This is a genomic window from Microbacterium sp. M4A5_1d, from assembly GCF_053345465.1.
The window spans coordinates 646,180-663,660 of sequence record NZ_JBKFAD010000002.1; the positions used below are offsets into that span (position 1 = coordinate 646,180).

Below are 17,481 nucleotides of genomic sequence, written 5' to 3' on the forward strand. Positions count from 1 at the left end.
CTGTAGCGTCCGAGCACGCACGCGTCGCTCATGGACGAACGGCGCCGAGAGGAATCAATCACCGTGGACTGCACTCCGACGACCTCCGGTCGGCTCGGGCGAACCGCGATCGCTACCGCAGCGGTCACGGCCGTGCTGGCGACGACCTTCGCGGTCGCGCCCGCCTACGCCGCCAACACAGACATCGGCTATCCGACCTTCACGGGCAGCCCCAACCCCGTGCCGGACACGGGGGTGACCTACACTCCCGGCAACCAGCTCATGCGGATCTTCGACGCCGACGTCGCCGCAGGCGCGGGTAGCAACGCCCAGAACGACTTCTGGATGGACGAGATGCTCGCCCGCACCGGCACCGCCGGCAGCTTCGGCGACAACAACCAGTGGCTCTTCACGCGCGGCCGCGCCGCGTTCATGAAGGAGCACAACCCCGCCGTCCTCGGCTTCGCGGGGCAGTTGGCGTACTGGGAGTCGATCGACGGCCGGAGCGCCTACACGATCACCGCTCGCGTCGGCGGCGCCGACATCGCCCTCACCGAGGACACGACCAAGCGCAAGCAGACCCCGAGCTACTGGCAGAGCGTGCACACCGACGCGGGCACCGGCATCGAGGTCGTGCAGACGAAGTTCATCACCGACGCGAACGTGCTCGTGACGAACCTCGACGTGCGCGCCACGGGCGGCGCCGTCGACGTCGAGCTCATTGTGAGCTCTCCCTACGCCGCGACGGCCGAGGGCGACGAGCTCGTCGGTCACGTCCAGGCGCTGAACGACCTGACGAAGCTCTCGCCGCGGCTGTCGGGTGACCAGTTCACCCCCGCCGGCGCGACCCTCGTGCGCACCCTCGCGGTGCCCGCGGGAGGGACGGCGTCGACGAAGGTGCAGCTCGGCCTCGTCACCGACGAGATCGCCGACTCGCGCGCCGACTACGACGCGATCCGCGAGGCCACCTCGGCGGCGGCGTACACCGCTCACGTCACGCTCTACAACCGGTGGTGGGCCGAGAACGTGCCCTACCTCGACACCCCGGAAGACAACATCGACAAGACGCTCTACTACCGCTGGTGGCTGATGCGTTACAACTTCCTCGACGCCGACATGCCGGGCAACACCTACCAGTTCCCGACCTCGATGGAGGGCGTGCTCGGCTACAACAACGCGATCGTGCTCACGACGGGCATGTTCATCGACGACCTGAAGTACTTCCGCGACCCGATCTACTCGTACGGTCCGTGGGTCTCGGCAGGAGAGACGAGCAAGAGCTACAAGTTCGTCGACAACCCCGGCGACCCCGCGAACTGGTCCAACAGCTACACGCAGTACATCTCCGAGGCGGCCTGGCGCGCCTACGAGCTGCACGGCGGCCCGACCCCGATCGCGCAGAACCTCGCCGAGTACGCCGAGTACGACGTCAAGGGACTCGTCGACGCCTACGACCACAACGGCAACGGCCTCATCGAGTACGACTGGGGCGCGATGACCGGCAACGACGCGGACGCGGTGTCGTTCCACTGGAAGGGCGGGTTCCAGGACCGCGCCGAGAACGCCTACCTGTACTCCAACGCGCTCGCCGCGGCGGAGGCCTACCGCGTCGCGGGCAACACCGCCAAGGCGGACGAGATGGAAGCCTTCGCGCAGAACATCAAGACCCAGGTCATGGACGTGCTGTGGAACCCCGATCGCAAGCTCCTCGAGCACGCGATGGCGAACAACGGCGAGCACGTGCCCTGGAAGGAGATCAACAACTACTACCCCTTCACCGTCGGGCTCGTCCCCAAGCCCGGTGACGCCGACTACGACGACGACTACGTCGAGGCGCTCCGACTGTTCGCCGACGACAAGCAGTACCCGATCTTCCCGTTCTTCACCGCCAACCAGGCCGACCAGGCCGCGTACAACGCGACCGGCGGCCAGGGCAGCAACAACTTCTCGGTGATCAACTCCACGGTGACGTTCCGCATGCTCTCCACCGTGCTGCGCGACTACCCCACCGATGCCATCAACGCGGAGTGGTACAAGAAGCTCCTCTACTGGAACGCCTGGGCCCACTACCAGAACGGCGGCGACAACCGCCTGCCCGACCAGAACGAGTTCTGGGCGAACGGATCGGCCGACCCGCAGAAGATCGACTACCGCTCGTGGATCCACCACACGATCCTCGGTGCGACGAACTTCACGATGATCGAGGATGCGATGGGCGTGCGCACCCGCAGCGACGCCAAGATCGAGCTCGACCCGATCGCGATCGGCTGGGATCACTTCACGGCCAACAACATCCGCTACCGCGACCGCGACCTCACCGTCACGTGGGATCAGCCGGGCGGCGAGCGCCACTACGGCGACGACGTCCCCGAGGGCTACTCGGTCTTCCTCGACGGCCAGCTCGCGTTCACGGTCGACGACCTCGCCCACGTCGTCTACGACCCCGCCACCGGTGAGGTCGAGGTGCTGGGCGGCGACGCCGAGGTGGTGACGGCCACGGCATCCGCCGTGCAGACGCCGCAAGAGGTGCGATTCGCCGACGACGCCCGCATCGTCGACCTGTTCGCCAAGGCCGGTGCCGACATCCGCACCGCCAGCACGGGCAGCGCCAACCTCGCCGAGTCGGCGACCGCGACCTTCTCGGCTGCCGGGCGCGAGCCCGCGGGCGCCGTGAACGGCACGACGATCAACGAGCCCTTCTGGGGCACGGCAGGCTCGCCCAACGATAAGGACGCGCTGACCGTCGAGCTCGGCGGAGAGCAGACCTTCGACGACGCACGGGTGTACTTCTACGACAGCTCGTCGTCGGCGACGGCGGCAGGCTATGCCGAGCCGTCGGTGTACACGCTCGAGGTGCGCCGGAACGGTCAGTGGACGCCGATCCCGCAACAGGCACGCATGCCCGCCTACCCGCGCGCGAACTACAACCACGTGCAGTTCCCCGAGGTCACCGGCGACGCCGTGCGACTGACGGTCACCCACGCGGCCGGCGCCAAGACCGGTGTCAAGGAGCTGCAGGTGTTCCGCACCGGTCTCGCAGCGCCGGAGTCGACCAACCAGGCGCCGCTCGTCACCGCGTGGGAGAACCCGCAGGCATCCGTCGGTGGAGCCGCCGCACTCGTCGGCTCGGTGAAGGACGACGGACTGCCCAGCGGTGAGCTCAGCTCGCAGTGGACGGTGCAGAGCGCGCCCGACGGCGCCACGGTGCTGTTCGACGACGCCGCCTCGGCATCGACGACGGCCCGGTTCTCGGATGCCGGCGAGTACGTGCTGCGCCTGACCGCCACCGACGGCGAGAAGACGTCGCAGGCCGATGTCACCGTGCAGGGCGAGCCGGCCACCGCCGGAGCCAACGTCGCACCCGACGCGGTGCCGACGGCCGAGTACACCGCGTCGTGGAACAACGTGCGCGCGGTCAACGACGGCAAGGTGCTCTTCACCGGTGGGGCCCAGAGCGACATCTGGGGAACCTGGTCGGGCAACCACCCGGCCACACGCTGGCTGCAGTACGAATGGGCGTCGCCGCAGCGCATCGCCGGTGCCGAGATCAGTTTCTGGAGCGACCAGGCCGACCCGGCTTCGACGAGCGGCGTGAACGTTCCGAAGAGCTGGAAGGCGCAGTACTGGACCGGCTCGGCGTGGGCCGACGTGACCGGCGCCTCGGCGTACGGCGTCGACCGCACCGCACCGAACAACGTCACCTTCGACGCCGTGACCACCACCCGCCTGCGGGTCGTGCTCGAGGCAGCCGGCACCGGTTCGGCGCGCGCCGCCGTGGCCGTCAGCGAGCTGGAGGTGTACGCCGACGCTCCGACGGCGGTCGAGCCGATCGACGTCCGGACGGCGGTGGGCACCATCCCGCAGCTGCCGACGACGGTCGACGCGACCTACTCCGACGGCAGCCACGCCGACCTCCCGGTCTCGTGGGCTCCCGTCACCGAGGACCAGGTCGCGGGCGAGGGCAGCTTCCCGCTCTCGGGCATCATCCCGGGATCGCCGCTGCCGGCGAAGGCGACGGTCTGGGTGCGTGCCACCGCCCCCGGCCAGATCAACCAGGTCGACACGGTCACCACGCGCACCCTCGTGGGTGTGGCTCCGGTGCTGCCGAAGAGCGTCGGCGTGCTGTTCAACGACGGCTCGCGGCAGGACCTCCCGGTGACCTGGAACGCCGTCGAGCCCGCTTCGTATGCTCAGGCCGGCGACTTCACCGTCGCCGGAACGGTGCAGAGCGATCTGCCGGGCACGAAGGTCGCCTCGGCCGCCGTGACCGTCGGGGGCGGGGGAGACGACGCCACGGCGCCGACCGTCGCCTTCGAGGTCTCGCCCGCCGCGCCCGACTCGGGCTGGCACACGCAGGCGGTCACCGTGGCCGTCACTGCGACCGACGACCAGGACTCCGCTCCCCGCACCGAGGTGCGCGTGGACGAGGGTGCCTGGACGGCATACACCGCGGCCGTCTCGGTCGACGGTGACGGCAGCCACGTCGTGCAGGCACGGTCGACGGATGCCGCCGGCAACCAGTCGGCGGTGGCTGAACAGGTCGTGCGCATCGACACCACCGCCCCGGTGGTGGAGGTCACCGCCGACGCCGTCTCGCGGACCGTGAAGGCGACCGCCACAGATGCGGCATCCGGGGTCGTCTCGGTCGAGTACCGGCTGAACGACGACCAGACCTGGACGCCGCTGACGGGCAGTGTGCTCGTGGGTCTCGACGAGACGCGGGTCGCGGTGCGGGCCACCGATACCGCGGGCAACGTCTCGCAGATCGTGGAGCGCACCGTTCCCCGGGCCGATGGTGAGCAGCGCCGCAACGTGGCGCTGCTGGCGACCCCGACCGCATCGGGGACGGCAGGCTGGAACACGGTCGACGGTCTGAACGACAACGTCCAGCCGACCTCATCGGGCGATGTCACCCCCAACGACAACGCCAACGTGTGGGGTGTGTGGCCCGAGGTCTCGCCGCAGTGGGTGCAGTACGAGTGGACCGAACCGGTGCGCGTCAGCTCGCTCGGAGTGTACTTCGTCTCGAACATCGACGCGCAGGGACTCGGCATCGACGTGCCGAAGGACTGGGCGGCGGAGTACTGGGATGCGGATGCCGAGGCCTGGGTCCCCGTCGAGACGACCGGTGACTACGGCGTCGCGAAGGACGCCTACAACACGGTCGACTTCGCACCCGTCGAGACGACGCGTCTGCGCCTGAACCTCACCCCGGCGGGGACCGAGTCGGGCAAGGGCAGCGTCGGCATCAAGGAATGGCAGGTCTGGGAGCAGCCCGACGTGGTCGTCCCCGACACGCAGGCCCCGGTGGTCACGGCCGCCGTGTCGCCGACCGCGCCGGCCAGCGGCTGGCACACCGGCACGGTGAGCGTCAGCGCGACGGCGATCGACGATCGCGACGACGCACCGGCGATCGAGGTCCGCGTCGGCGACGGTGCCTGGGCGGCGTACACCGCGCCCGTCGAGGTCGCCGCGGACGGAACCACGACCGTGTGGTTCCGTGCCACGGATGCCGCAGGCAACACCTCCGAGCCCGGCTCGGTCGAGGTGAAGCGCGACGCGGCGGCGCCCGAGGCGAGTGTCGGTTGGAATGCGGCATCCCGCACCATCACCCCCACGGGGACGGACACCCTCTCGGGAGTGGCGCTGGTCGAGTACCGGTTCGGCGAAGGCGCGTGGGCGACGGCGACGGGCGGGGCGATCCCGACCGGCGATGCCGCGACGACCGCGCAGGTGCGGGTGACGGATGTCGCCGGCAACGTCTCGGCCGTGGCCGAGGCAGCCGTCCCGGCCAAGACGACCGGCGGCACCGACCCGGGGACGGATCCCGGAACGGGGCCGGGCACCGACCCCGGAACGGGTCCGGGCACGGATCCCGGCGGCGAGCCGAGCGGTTCGCTGACGGGCGACGAGGTGCTGCGCCTCGGCGTCACGCAGGTCGCCCCCGGCGGTCAGCTGCCGGTGAGCGTCTCGGGCGCCAAGCCGGGCACGGTGTTCGCGGTGGAGTTCCGGTCGACCCCGGTCCGCCTGGGCACCCTGACCGTGGGCGCCGACGGGACGGCATCCGGTGTGTTCACCGTTCCCGCCTACGCCGAGGCCGGCGTGCACACCGTGGCACTGGTGGTGCCCAGCGGTGAGCTGACGGCGCAGGTGACGGTGGTCACGCCCGGCGCGACGTCTCCCACCGTGACGGGACTTCCCGCCACGGGCCAGGAGGCCGGCGTCGTCGCGAACACCATCGGAATCGGCGCGAGCGTGGTCCTGCTCGGACTCGCGCTGGTCGCCATCGGCATCATCCGCCGCCGCCGCGCGGCGTGACGCCGAGGGGCCGGGGGATCACACCCCCGGCCCCTTCCCCTCTCCTTCCTCTCCCGAGAACTCCGACGGCGCGGTGAACCGGTTCACCGTTGAACCGGTTCACCCGAAAGGCATCATGGCCACCATCACCGACGTCGCCCTCGCGGCGGGCGTATCCCGGGCGACCGTCTCGTATGTGCTGTCGGGCAAACGAACGATCTCCGAGCCCGTCTGCCAGCGCGTCCGGGAGGCCGTCGAGTCGCTGGGCTACACCCCGAATGCCGGTGCACGCGCGCTGGCGACATCGCAGACCAAGGTGCTCGCCCTGATGGCGAGATTCCTCTCCGACGAGTTCGCGCCCGCCATGCTCGAGTTCATCAGAGCGGTGACCGACGGCGCTCGAGACCTGGGCTACGACACCCTGCTGGTGTCGGACGAAGACGGCGTCGCGGCGCTGCGGCGGCTCGCGGCGTCTCGCATGGTCGACGGGATCGTGCTGCTCAACGTCGGCGAGAACGACGACCGGCTTCCCGTGCTGACGGAGATCGATCAGCCCAGCGTCCTCATCGGGTCGCCGGGCGACCCCGCGGGCCTCATGGTCTTCGACCTCGACTTCCGCTCGACGGGGCGACTCATGGTTCGGCACCTCCACGCCTTCGGCCACCGCGAGCTCGTCCTCGTGTCGCAACCCCGCCACGTCGTCGACCGGGGCGGCGCCTACGTCTGGCGGCTGGCCGCCAGGGCGAAGGAGATGGCGGATCGGCTGGGCGTGACCCTGCACCGTCACCACGCTGCCGCATCGCAGCCGGATGTCGGCCGCCAGCTGCACGACATCTTCGACATGCACCCCGATGCGACCGGCATCCTGCTGAACAACGAGGCCGCCGCGGCGGCGCTGCCGTTCGTCCTGCGGGAACGCGGCCTCCGCGCCCCCGACGACGTCTCGGTCATCGGGCGGTATTCGGACGACTTCGCCCGGGCGTTCTCGTTGCCCTTCACCGCGATCGACAGCGCCGCCGGAGAACTCGGGCGACGCGCCGTGGCGCAGCTCGTCGGCGCTATCGAGGACGGTGCGCCCCGCGACGCCCACCTTCTGCTTCCGCCGGTCGTCATCGACCGCGGCTCGGTCGCGCAACCGCCGCAGCCGTGACGACCCGCTCCTGTTCCCACCCCCCGCACGACCCGAGCTCCACCGTTCCGAAGAGAGGCAACGACATGACCCATCCACGATCGCGCCATCTGCGCAGACGCGTCACCGCCGTGACCACCGCTTTCGCGGTCGGCGGCGGCCTCGCGCTGACCGGCGCCGCCCTGCCCGCCGCGGCCGCGGCCCCCGAACCCGACCTGCACTATTCGATGGACGGCGTCGCCGACGGCGTGGTTCCCGACTCGTCGGGCAACGGCTGGAACGGTGCACTCTCGGGCGCGGCAACCACGATCGTGGGACCCGACGGCGCCGCGCTCGACCTGAGCGGCGGATCCATCCGCATCCCGCGCGACCCCATCGCCGGAGCGACGGACCTCAGCGTCACGACGCGGGTTCGCTGGGACGGTGGCGCGAACTGGCAGTGGCTCTTCGGAATCGGCACCGACAACCAGAAGTACCTCTTCTTCACGCCGCAATCGGGCGACGGCAACCTCCGCACGGCCATCACACGTGCCAGCGGCGGTGCCGCCGAGAAGCAGATTTTGGGCTCGAACCCCCTCCGCGTCGGCGACTGGGTAGACCTCGCCTTCACCCTCGACACCGACGCCGACGAGCTGACCGCGTACATCAACGGCACGGAACTGGCCACCACCACGACCGACATCACCCCCGGCGAACTCGTCACGGCGACGTCGGAGTTCGGCGGGTCGATCGGCCGGTCGTTCTACCCCGATCCGGCCTTCGACGGAGCCGTCGACGACTTCCGCATCTACCGGGCGGCGCTCACCGCGTCCGACGTGGCGGAGATCAGCCGAACCGCGCAGCCCACGCTGCAGTCGCTGACGCAGCAGGTCTTCACCGCATCCACGCGGATCGGCGAAGCTCCCGCGCTTGCACCGGCGGTTCGCGGAGCGTTCTCGGACGGCTACGCCCGAGACATCGCCATCGACTGGGAAGACGTCCCCGCCGAGCGCTACGCCGAACCCGGCACCTTCACCGTGTCGGGCGTCGCGGCAGGCCAGAGCGTCCGCACCGACGTGACCGTCGCCCGGGGCGAGCTCACGGTCGACCTGTCGGCGCGCACCGGCGAATTCCAGGGCGGCGCGTCGGGCCTGCTCTACGGCCTCTACGGCGACGGCATGCCGACCGACAACCTCATCGAGGGGATGAACGTCCGCTCGGTCGCGACCAAAGCGCAGGACGGCGGCCAGCACCCCGGGTCGGACGCACTGGAGATCCTGCCGAACCTCGCCCGCGCGGGCGGCGACGTCTACCTCCGCATCACCGACTACTACCGCGGTTTCCCGTATCAGGTGCCGGGCAGCACGCCCGAAGAGCGGCGCGCCGACTACACCCAGCGTCTAAACGACCAGCTCGAGATGATCGAGCAGTTCGCCGCGGTCGACGACACCCAGCGCGGCTACGTCGCCGATCACCTCGTCATCGAGCCGTTCAACGAGCCCGAGGGCAACATGTTCAGCAACCGCAACGTGCCGTGGTCGCTGTCGGGCAACGTGTCATGGCTCGATGACCCCACCGTCTACTTCGCGATGTGGGACGACACCTACCGCACCATCCGCGACTGGTCGGAGCGCACCGGCATCCCGCTGCGCATCGCCGGCCCGGGAACCGAGCACCTCTTCGCACAGGTCGAGGGGTTCCTCCGCCACACGGTGCAGGCCGACACCGTGCCCGACATCGTCACCTGGCACGAACTGTCGCACCCGCAGGCCATCCGCGAGTCGGTGGCGCGCTACCGCGGCTGGGAGGCCGCGGCATTCGCCGGCACCGCCTGGGAGGGCGAGCCCCGTCCGATCAACATCAACGAGTACGCGTTCAACTACCACACCTCGGTCCCGGGCCAGATGGTGCAGTGGATGTCGGCGATCGAAGACACCAAGGTCGAGGCGATGATCGCCTTCTGGAACATCAACGGCAACCTGTCGGACTCGGCGGTGCAGCAGAACCGCGGCAACGGGCAGTGGTGGCTGTACAACGCCTACGCGCAGATGAGCGGTCAGTCCGCCACCGTTACCCCGCCCTCACCCGGGGTGAACTACACGCTCCAGGGCGTGGCCTCCATCGACGACGACAAGCGCGTCGCGCGAGCGCTCGTCGGCGGCGCCAACGGCAGCGCGCCCGTCGACGTCACCGGCATCTCGAGCGAGACCTTCGGAACGTCGGTGCGCGTCCAGGTGCGCGAGATCGGGTGGACCGGGCAGATCGGCGACTCGTCGGAGCCGCGGCTCCTGAGCGACCGGGTGGTCGCCGTCGAGGACGGGACGATCACCGTGCCGTTCGGCCGTGACGGGCTGCCGGCGATGACGGACTCCGATGCCTACGAGATCGTCGTCACCCCCGGCGAGAACGCGCAGCCGATCGACGTCGCCGCCACCTGGCGGGGCTCGCACGAGGCGGAGGATGCCGCCCTGACCGGCGACGTGACGCGCAACGGTCCCGAGGGATCGCCGAACGCCGTGGGCAACTACTTCACCTCGGGCGCCTACGACATCGGCGGGTTCCGCACGGGCGCCGATTCGACCGCGGTCTTCACCGTCGAGGTGCCCGAGGACGGCTCGTACGACCTGTCGGTCTTCTCGAGCAGCCTCAACACCGACCCCGAGATCGCCGACAACGGCCCGACGAACGTGTTCCTCACCGTCGACGGCGGCAGCGAACAGGAGATCCACCTGCCCCTCAGCTACCGCTGGGTCGTGTGGGATCACGCCGACACCCGGGTCGAGCTGAGCGCCGGACGTCACGAGATCGCTCTCTCGACCTCGAGCGTGGACGGATCGCGTTCGACCCGGGGTGACGCCATCATCGATCGCATCACGCTGGAGACGACCGAGGCGGCCCCGAGCACCGTGTACGAGGCCGAGCACTCCGACCACAACGGCGAGGTGTCGGTGCAGAACCCCGGTTCCGTCGTCCTCGACGCCTCCGACTCGGCGACCTTCTGGGTCTACAGCGACACCGACGGCGAGGCCTACCTCGAGGTCGCGGGCGCGGGCGGCGGAACGGTCAGCCTCAACGGCGACGACATCCTCGACCTCTCCCGCGCGGGAGCGGCCGACGTCCAGCTGCAGGGCGGCGTGAACAAGATCGTCGTGCGCGGTGCGGCATCCCTCGACAAGATCACCGTCTCGGGCTCACGCGACAAGATCGAGCACCGCACCTACCAGGCCGAGGACGGAGCACTCGCCGGGACGGCGACGGTCGTCGAAGCCGACCTCGCCGACGGCGGCGCGGCGGTCGACGGCATCGGCGGCAAGCCGGGTAACGACAACACGCTCACGTTCACGGTGGATGCCGCCGAGGCGGGTCCGCACGCGGTCGTCGTGCGGTTCTCGAACCCCGAGCAGGTTCCGGCCACGCACTACAACCCGAACCCGATGGCCCGTCACGCCGACATCTCGGTCAACGACGGCGCCGCGCAACGAGTGCTGTTCGTGCCGACCTTCCACCGCAACAACTTCTGGGAGCGCACCCTGGTGCTCGACCTCGCCCAGGGGCAGAACCAGATCCGGTTCGCATCGTCGGAGCAGCCGAACTTCGATGGCGAGACCTTCGCCGAGGACAACTTCCCCGGCATCCCGTTGCGGGCGGAGCTGTCTCCGATCATCGACCGGATCGTCGTGTCGGCGCTCACGGCGTCCGCCGGCTCGACCCCGGACCCGGACCCGGAGCCGGAGCCGGAGCCGACGCCCGGGCCCTCGACCCCGCCGACCCCCGGCCCCACGGCGGGACCGACGCCGAGTTCGACGACGCAGCCGACGACCTCGAAGGCTCCGACGTCAGCGGAGCTGACGGAAGCGACGCGCGACTCGGTGTCGGGTCCGACGACGCTCGTGCGCGGTGAGACGGTGAGAATCACCGTCGGAACCGCCGCGGCCGGCCGAGACGTGTCGGGCTGGTTGCTCTCGACGCCGAGCGCGCTCGGATCGGGAACCGTCGCCGCGGACGGAACCGTCTCGCTCCGCGTGGCCAGCGACGCGCCGCTCGGCGAGCACCGTCTCGCGATCACCGGCGCGGACGGCCGCGTCATCGGGTGGTACGGGGTGACCGTCGTCGAGCCGGGATCGCTGGCGGCCACGGGCGGCACGTTCGCCCTCGGTGCCTGGGTGCTCGGCGGCGCCGCGCTCGTCGGCGCGGGTGCCGCGCTGGCGCGGTCTCGCCGACGTCGCCTGAGCTGACCCGGTCGTCGTCAGGGGGTGCGCACGCAGACCGCGCACCCCCTGACGGCGCGCCTCGGCGCCGGCGCGCCGCGCCCCGATTTCGAGCCGTTTCGAAATCACCGAAAAGCATTGCGGTCGCATGGGCGGGCTCGATAGCGTGCCATCCACGCACGTCTCCGGTCCACCTTTTCGGCGGGCCGGCCGGCGCTGTTTGACCCCGCCGCACCCCGTTTCTCTCCGCGGCACCCGTCGCTCCGGTCGAAGGAGACCGTCATGCCCCGCTCGCTTCCCCGCCGCGCATCGGCCGCCCTCATCGCGGGTGCCGTCGTCGCCGGTCTCGCCGTCGCCGTGCCGGCCACCAAGGCCACCGCGCTCGACAACCCGATCCTCGGCGACGGCTCGGTGTACTCGGCCGATCCCGCCACGCTCGTCGTCGACGACACCCTCTACGTCTACGCGGGGCGCGACGAGGCGGGGCCGACCACGAACGACTTCATCATGAACGAGTGGCAGGCCTTCTCGACCGCGGACGTCGGCGGCGGAGAGTGGGAGCGGCATCCCGCGCTCATGCGTCCCGAGCAGGTCTTCGACTGGGCGACACCCGGGCGCGCGTACGCCGGACAGGTCGTCGAGGGCGCCGACGGCCGCTTCTACTGGTACGTGCCCGTGCACGAAGCCGGCAGCGACTCGCCCGACCCCTTCGGTATCGGCGTCGCCGTGTCGGACACGCCCCTCGGCCCCTGGACCGACGCGGTCGGGGCGCCGATCGTGTCGCAGGAGATCCTCGGCAACGACGCCCACAACATCGACCCGACCGTGTACGTCGCGAGCGACGGGCGCGTGTGGATGTACTGGGGCAGCTTCAGCCGGCTGTTCGCGATCGAGCTCGGCGCCGACATGACCAGCCTCATCGGTGAGCCCACCGCCATCACGAGCGGCGTCGACGGGTTCTTCGAGGCGGCGTGGCTGTTCGAGCGCGCCGGCACCTACTACCTCGCCTACGCCGCGAACACGGCCGGCCCCGACAGCTGGTGCACGCCCGCGGTCTACCACGCGTGCATCGCGTACTCGACGGCGCCCGGACCGCTGGGGCCGTGGACGTCGCAGGGCCGCATCCTCGCGCCGGTCTCGTCGACGACCAGCCACCCGGCGATCACCGAGTTCCAGGGGAAGTGGTACATGGCGTACCACACGGCCGACGCCGAGGGCGGCAACCACTTCCGCCGATCGGTCGCCGTCGACGCCCTGCGCTGGGACGACTCGGTCACCCCCGCCCGCATCCTGCCCGTCGTCCCGACCCTCGGTGCCGAGCAGGTCGAGACCCCGAGTGCGAACGTCGCACCGCAGGCGACGGCCTCGGCATCGAACGAGCCGATCCCCGCGCAGTACTGGATCGCCGCGCTGAACGACGGAATCGTCCGCCCGAACCCGCTGCCGCCGGACATGTGGGGCTCGTACGACGGCGACCGTGCCGCGGCGGAGTGGATCCAGTACGACTGGACCGAGCCGGTGCGCATCGACCGGTCGACGATCCAGTTCTGGAGCGACCGTGAACCCGGCAGCGGCGACGGCGTCTCGGCCCCCCGCGCCTGGAAGCTGCAGTACTGGCAGAACGGCGGGTGGCGGGATGTCGAGGGAGCGAGCGGATACCCCACGACGACGCGCACGCCGATCGAGGTGACCTTCGCCCCCGTGACGACGACGCGCCTGCGGGCTGTGCTCGACGCCGCGCCGGGAACGGGCGCGACGCCGCGCTACTCGGCCCTGGCGGTGGAGGAGTGGTCGGTCGATGCCGTGGCCGCCGACGGCTACGGCCCGGCGTCTACCCGCACCGCCGTCGGCGAGGCGCCCGAGCTGCCCGAGACCGTCGAGCTGCGCTACGGCGACGAGCGCGTGCCTGCTCCGGTGCGCTGGGATGCCGTCGACCCGGCGGCATACGCGCAGCCGGGCACGTTCACGGTGAGCGGCGTGGCCATGGGCTATGCGGCTGCGCGCGTCGAGGTCACGGTGACCGTGATCGACCCGAGCGACGCCGGCGAGCCCGACGTGACCGCGCCGGTGCTGCAGCTGACGGCCCGCGGCGCGGAAGGTGCCGACGGCTGGTTCGTCGGTGCCGTGACGGTCCGTGCCGAGGCGACCGATGACCGCGACGTGCGCTCGAGCATCGCGGTGTCGGTCGACGGCGGCGACTGGACGACGACGTCGGACGTTCGACGCGTCGACACCACGATCGAGACCGACGGTATGCATACGGTCTCGGCGCGGGCAACGGATGCCGCGGGCAACGTCTCGGCCGAACAGACCATCTCGGTGCGTGTCGACCGCACCGCCCCCGTGGCGACGGGTGTCGTCGACGCGCAGGCGCGCACGGTCGCCGCCGCCGCGACGGACGCGGGTTCGGGGCTCGCGAGCCTCGAGTACGCCGTGGACGAGCCGACGGGTTGGCAGCCGTACGACGCCCCGATCGCCGCCCCCGACCTCGAGCGCCACGTCGTCTACCTCCGCGCGACCGACGCCGCCGGCAACGTGTCGATGCCGGTGCCGGTGACGATCCCGCGCTCGCCCGACGCTCCGCTGACGGGCAACGTCGCGCCGTTCGCCGCGGTGACCGCGTCGTACGCATCGCCGTGGGCGCCCGTCGACGCCGTCGTGGACGGTGCCCTCGGTGGCGCGTCGTGGGGCACGTGGCCGCGTGTCGGCGAGCAGTGGCTGCAGCTGGCCTGGGACCGCCCCGTCACCCTCGACCGTGCCGCCGTAGTGTTCGCGCGGGATGCCGCCGACGACCAGAACGCCGGTCTCATCCCCCCGCGCTCGTGGGTGCTGCAGTACCGCGATGCCGCCGGCGCGTGGCACGACGTCGAGACCGACGACGTCTACGAGCGGTCGACGACCGATCGCAACGAGGTGCGCTTCGCTGCGGTCGAGACCACGGCGCTGCGCGCGCTGATGCAGTCGTGGGGCGCGGCCGAGGCGGGAGGCTCCGTTGCGGCGCACGAGTTCGAGGCCTGGAACGCCGAGGTCACGGAGCCCGTCGACACCACCGCCCCCACCCTGAGCTTCGACACCGCCGACGTGGTGCCGGCCTCGGGCTGGTTCCGGCAGCCGGTGCGTTTCGCCGGCGCCGCCGAAGACGACGCGGATGCGGGACCGGCGGTGCGCGTTCGCATCGACGGCCAGGCCTGGCAGCCGTTGTCGGATGACGTCGTGGTGGCCGATGACGGCATCCATCTCGTCGAGGCCGAAGCCGTCGACGCGGCGGGCAACGTCTCGGACCGCGTCGCGGTGACGGTGCGGATCGACACGGTCGCCCCGGAGGTGCGGGGCTCGGTGAGCGAGGACGAGGAAGGCTTCCTGGTCGACCTGCAGGCCACCGATGACGGTTCCGGGGTCGGCATCGTCGAGGTGCGCTCGGGCGATGCCTGGGTGCCGGTGCGCGGCGGCGAGCTGCGCGTCGCGAGAGACGGCACGGCGCGCGCACCCCTCGACGGCGTGCTGCGGCTGCCGCGCGGCGGGGGCGCCGTCGACGTGGTGTTCCGCGCGACCGATGTCGCGGGCAACGTCTCGCCGGACCGCTCGCTGCGGGTCGAGACCGGGTCGACCGGGACCGACGGGCCGGGCGTGCCCGGAGTCCCGGGAGTGCCCGCCACCCCCGGCGTGCCGAACGGATCCGGCGGCGCCGGGGGCGGAGCCGGGGCCGGTGTCGCCGGTCCGGGAACCGTGCGCGCAGACGCGAAGCCGAGCGGTCGCCTCGCGAACACCGGTGCCGACGTGCCGACGGGGCTGGCGGCGGGGGCGCTGCTGCTGCTCCTGGCCGGCGGCGGTGTTCTCCTCCCGCGCATGCTCCGCACCGCCGACGGCGTCGGAGCACGGCCGCGGACCCGCACCGGACGCGCGGGATCGTGACGGTCGGCGCCCGCCGCGCGACGGCCGCGAGTCGTCGCACGGCCGCTGTCCTCAGCGCGGTCCTCGCCATCAGCGCCGCGGTGTTCACGGGGGCCTCGCCCGCTGTCGCCTCGCCCGTGCGGGCCGAGGCCGGGCCGGGGTTCGTCGATGTCGACGTCCCGGCACGCGCCGACATCCGTGATCACCGGGTGACGATCGCGCTCCTCGCGCCGCAGGGCTCGGAGCCGTCGTTCGCGGCGGACGAGGCGCGGCGCTCGCTCGAGCTCGTCGACGAGTTCTACGACCGTGAGACGAACGGCGCGATCCGCTTCGAGCTCGAGCAGCTCCTCGACTGGCAGAGCGTCGACCAGCCGATCGGATGCAGCGACACGGCCGGTCTGCATCAGTGGCTGCGCGAACGGATCGGCTGGCAGGGCGGAGCGGCCCGGCACCTCGTCATCATGGTCCCGCCCGGTGACCCGTGCCCCACGTGGGCCAACGGTGAGCAGCCCGGTGATCCCGACGACGGCGGCGGGACGTTCCAGCCCGGGCCCGACCCGTATCTGCTCGCGCACGAGCTCGGTCACAACCTCTCACTGGCTCACGCGTCCAGCATCCGCTGCGACACGAGCTGGGACTATCCCGCCGGCGTCGAGTGCCCGCGCGACGAGTACGGCAACCGGACCGACATGATGGGCGGCGCCTGGTCGTTCCTGCCGCTGTCGAGCCCGACCCTGGCGCGCCTGGGCGTGCTCCCGAACGTTCGCGAGCCGGTGTGCGGCGATGCCCGCACGGCGGTGCTCGACAGCCTGGGAGCCGGGACCGCCGCATCCCGGACGCTCACCTGGACCGACCCCGAGAACCCCGACGCGCGGTACTGGGTGCAGTACAGCGACGCGTCCGACCCGGTGAGCGGCGACGGTGCCTGGCCGAGCCCGTGGCAGGCCGAACGGACCGTGTCGGGCGTTCAGATCCTCCGCTCGAACCCCGCGCAGCCGTACGGCGGTGACCTGCTGGAACGGCCGGGCGACACGACCGAGGCGAACGAGTTCGTCACGGCGGGCGAGACGGTCGCGCTCAACTCCGGGATGACCGTCCGCGTCGACGAGATCGATGAGATCGCGCACCGGGCCACGGTGACCGTCACCGTGCCGTGCGCCGACCCGACGACGGTGCGCGACATCACCGGTTCGGCCGTGGCGACCGCGTCGTACGTGCCTGAGTGGTCGAGCGCGGCTGCCGCCGTGGACGGCGACCCGGGCAGTGTGTGGAGCTCATGGCCGCGGGTGGGCGAGCAGTGGCTCGAGCTCACGTGGGGCGGCCCGGTCACCGTGGAGCGGGTGTCGGTCGCCCTCGCGCGGGATGCCGCAGACGACGAGGCGCGGGGGCTCATCCCGCCGCGCGCCTGGCGCGTCGAGCGGTGGGATGCGGCCACCGGCCGGTGGCTCGCGGTGGCGGGCGCCACGTTCACGCCGTCCCGCGACGAGCCGTCCCGCGACGAGTCGCCCGGCGAGGTGGCGTTCGAGCGTGTCACGACCTCGGCGATCCGGCTCGTCTTCGATGCCTGGGGTGAAGCCGAGTACACCGGATCGACGGGAGTCGCCGACATCGCCGTGTTCGGCGGGACGGCCCCGCCCGTGGTCGACCCCGAGCCGCCGGTCGTGGTGGACCCGGAGCCGCCGGTCGTCGTCGACCCAGAGCCGCCCGTGGTGGTGGAGCCGGAGCCGCCGGTCGTTGTGCCGGGCGGGTCGGCGGTGCCGGGCGGATCGGCGGTGCCGGGCGGATCGAGCGCCGGCACGGCCCGCGGCGCGGCATCCGGGGTTCGCTCTCTCGCGGCGACCGGTGGCGCTGCGCCGTCGGCGGCGATCGCCGTCGCGGCGCTGCTTACTGTGCTCGCCGGCGGCGGCGCGATGCTCGCGCGACATCGCACACCGTCACGCCCGCGCGTGCAGACGACGAGCCCGCCGCACCTGGCAGACTGAACGCCGACAGAAGGGC

General features: G+C 71.5%; 5 protein-coding genes. All 5 read left to right on the forward strand.

All coding sequences use genetic code 11. From position 1 onward, the window contains the following. Positions 1 to 63 precede the first annotated feature (63 nt). The 5 genes from ACLBWJ_RS11385 (at position 64) to ACLBWJ_RS11405 (ending at position 17,465) form a co-directional block, all read left to right on the forward strand. The gene (locus tag ACLBWJ_RS11385) at positions 64 to 6,297 is read left to right on the forward strand and encodes an OmpL47-type beta-barrel domain-containing protein (protein WP_447660329.1); all 6,234 of its coding nucleotides are present in this window, start codon (positions 64 to 66) and stop codon (positions 6,295 to 6,297) included. A gap of 115 nt (positions 6,298 to 6,412) precedes the next feature. Beyond that, positions 6,413 to 7,426, forward strand: a complete 1,014-nt coding sequence (locus ACLBWJ_RS11390) for a LacI family DNA-binding transcriptional regulator (protein ID WP_447660330.1) — start codon at positions 6,413 to 6,415, stop codon at positions 7,424 to 7,426. Positions 7,427 to 7,491: 65 nt separating this feature from the next. Then, positions 7,492 to 11,619 (forward strand): LamG-like jellyroll fold domain-containing protein, encoded by a 4,128-nt coding sequence (locus tag ACLBWJ_RS11395; protein ID WP_447660331.1) that lies wholly within the window; start codon positions 7,492 to 7,494, stop codon positions 11,617 to 11,619. 255 nt (positions 11,620 to 11,874) lie between these two features. After that, positions 11,875 to 15,504: an OmpL47-type beta-barrel domain-containing protein gene (locus tag ACLBWJ_RS11400; RefSeq protein WP_447660332.1), complete on the forward strand. Its 3,630-nt coding sequence runs from the start codon at positions 11,875 to 11,877 to the stop codon at positions 15,502 to 15,504. After that, complete coding sequence (locus ACLBWJ_RS11405; RefSeq protein ID WP_447660333.1) at positions 15,501 to 17,465, forward strand: discoidin domain-containing protein; 1,965 nt, start codon at positions 15,501 to 15,503, stop codon at positions 17,463 to 17,465. Before ACLBWJ_RS11400 ends, ACLBWJ_RS11405 begins: the two co-directional genes overlap by 4 nt. Positions 17,466 to 17,481 lie beyond the last annotated feature (16 nt).

What these genes read in the sequence shown, in the direction of transcription:
- ACLBWJ_RS11390 (WP_447660330.1), top strand. Translation starts at nt 6,413, where the DNA reads ATGGCCACCATCACCGACGTCGCCCTCGCGGCGGGCGTATCCCGGGCG.
- ACLBWJ_RS11400 (WP_447660332.1), top strand. Translation starts at nt 11,875, where the DNA reads ATGCCCCGCTCGCTTCCCCGCCGCGCATCGGCCGCCCTCATCGCGGGT.
- ACLBWJ_RS11395 (WP_447660331.1), top strand. Translation starts at nt 7,492, where the DNA reads ATGACCCATCCACGATCGCGCCATCTGCGCAGACGCGTCACCGCCGTG.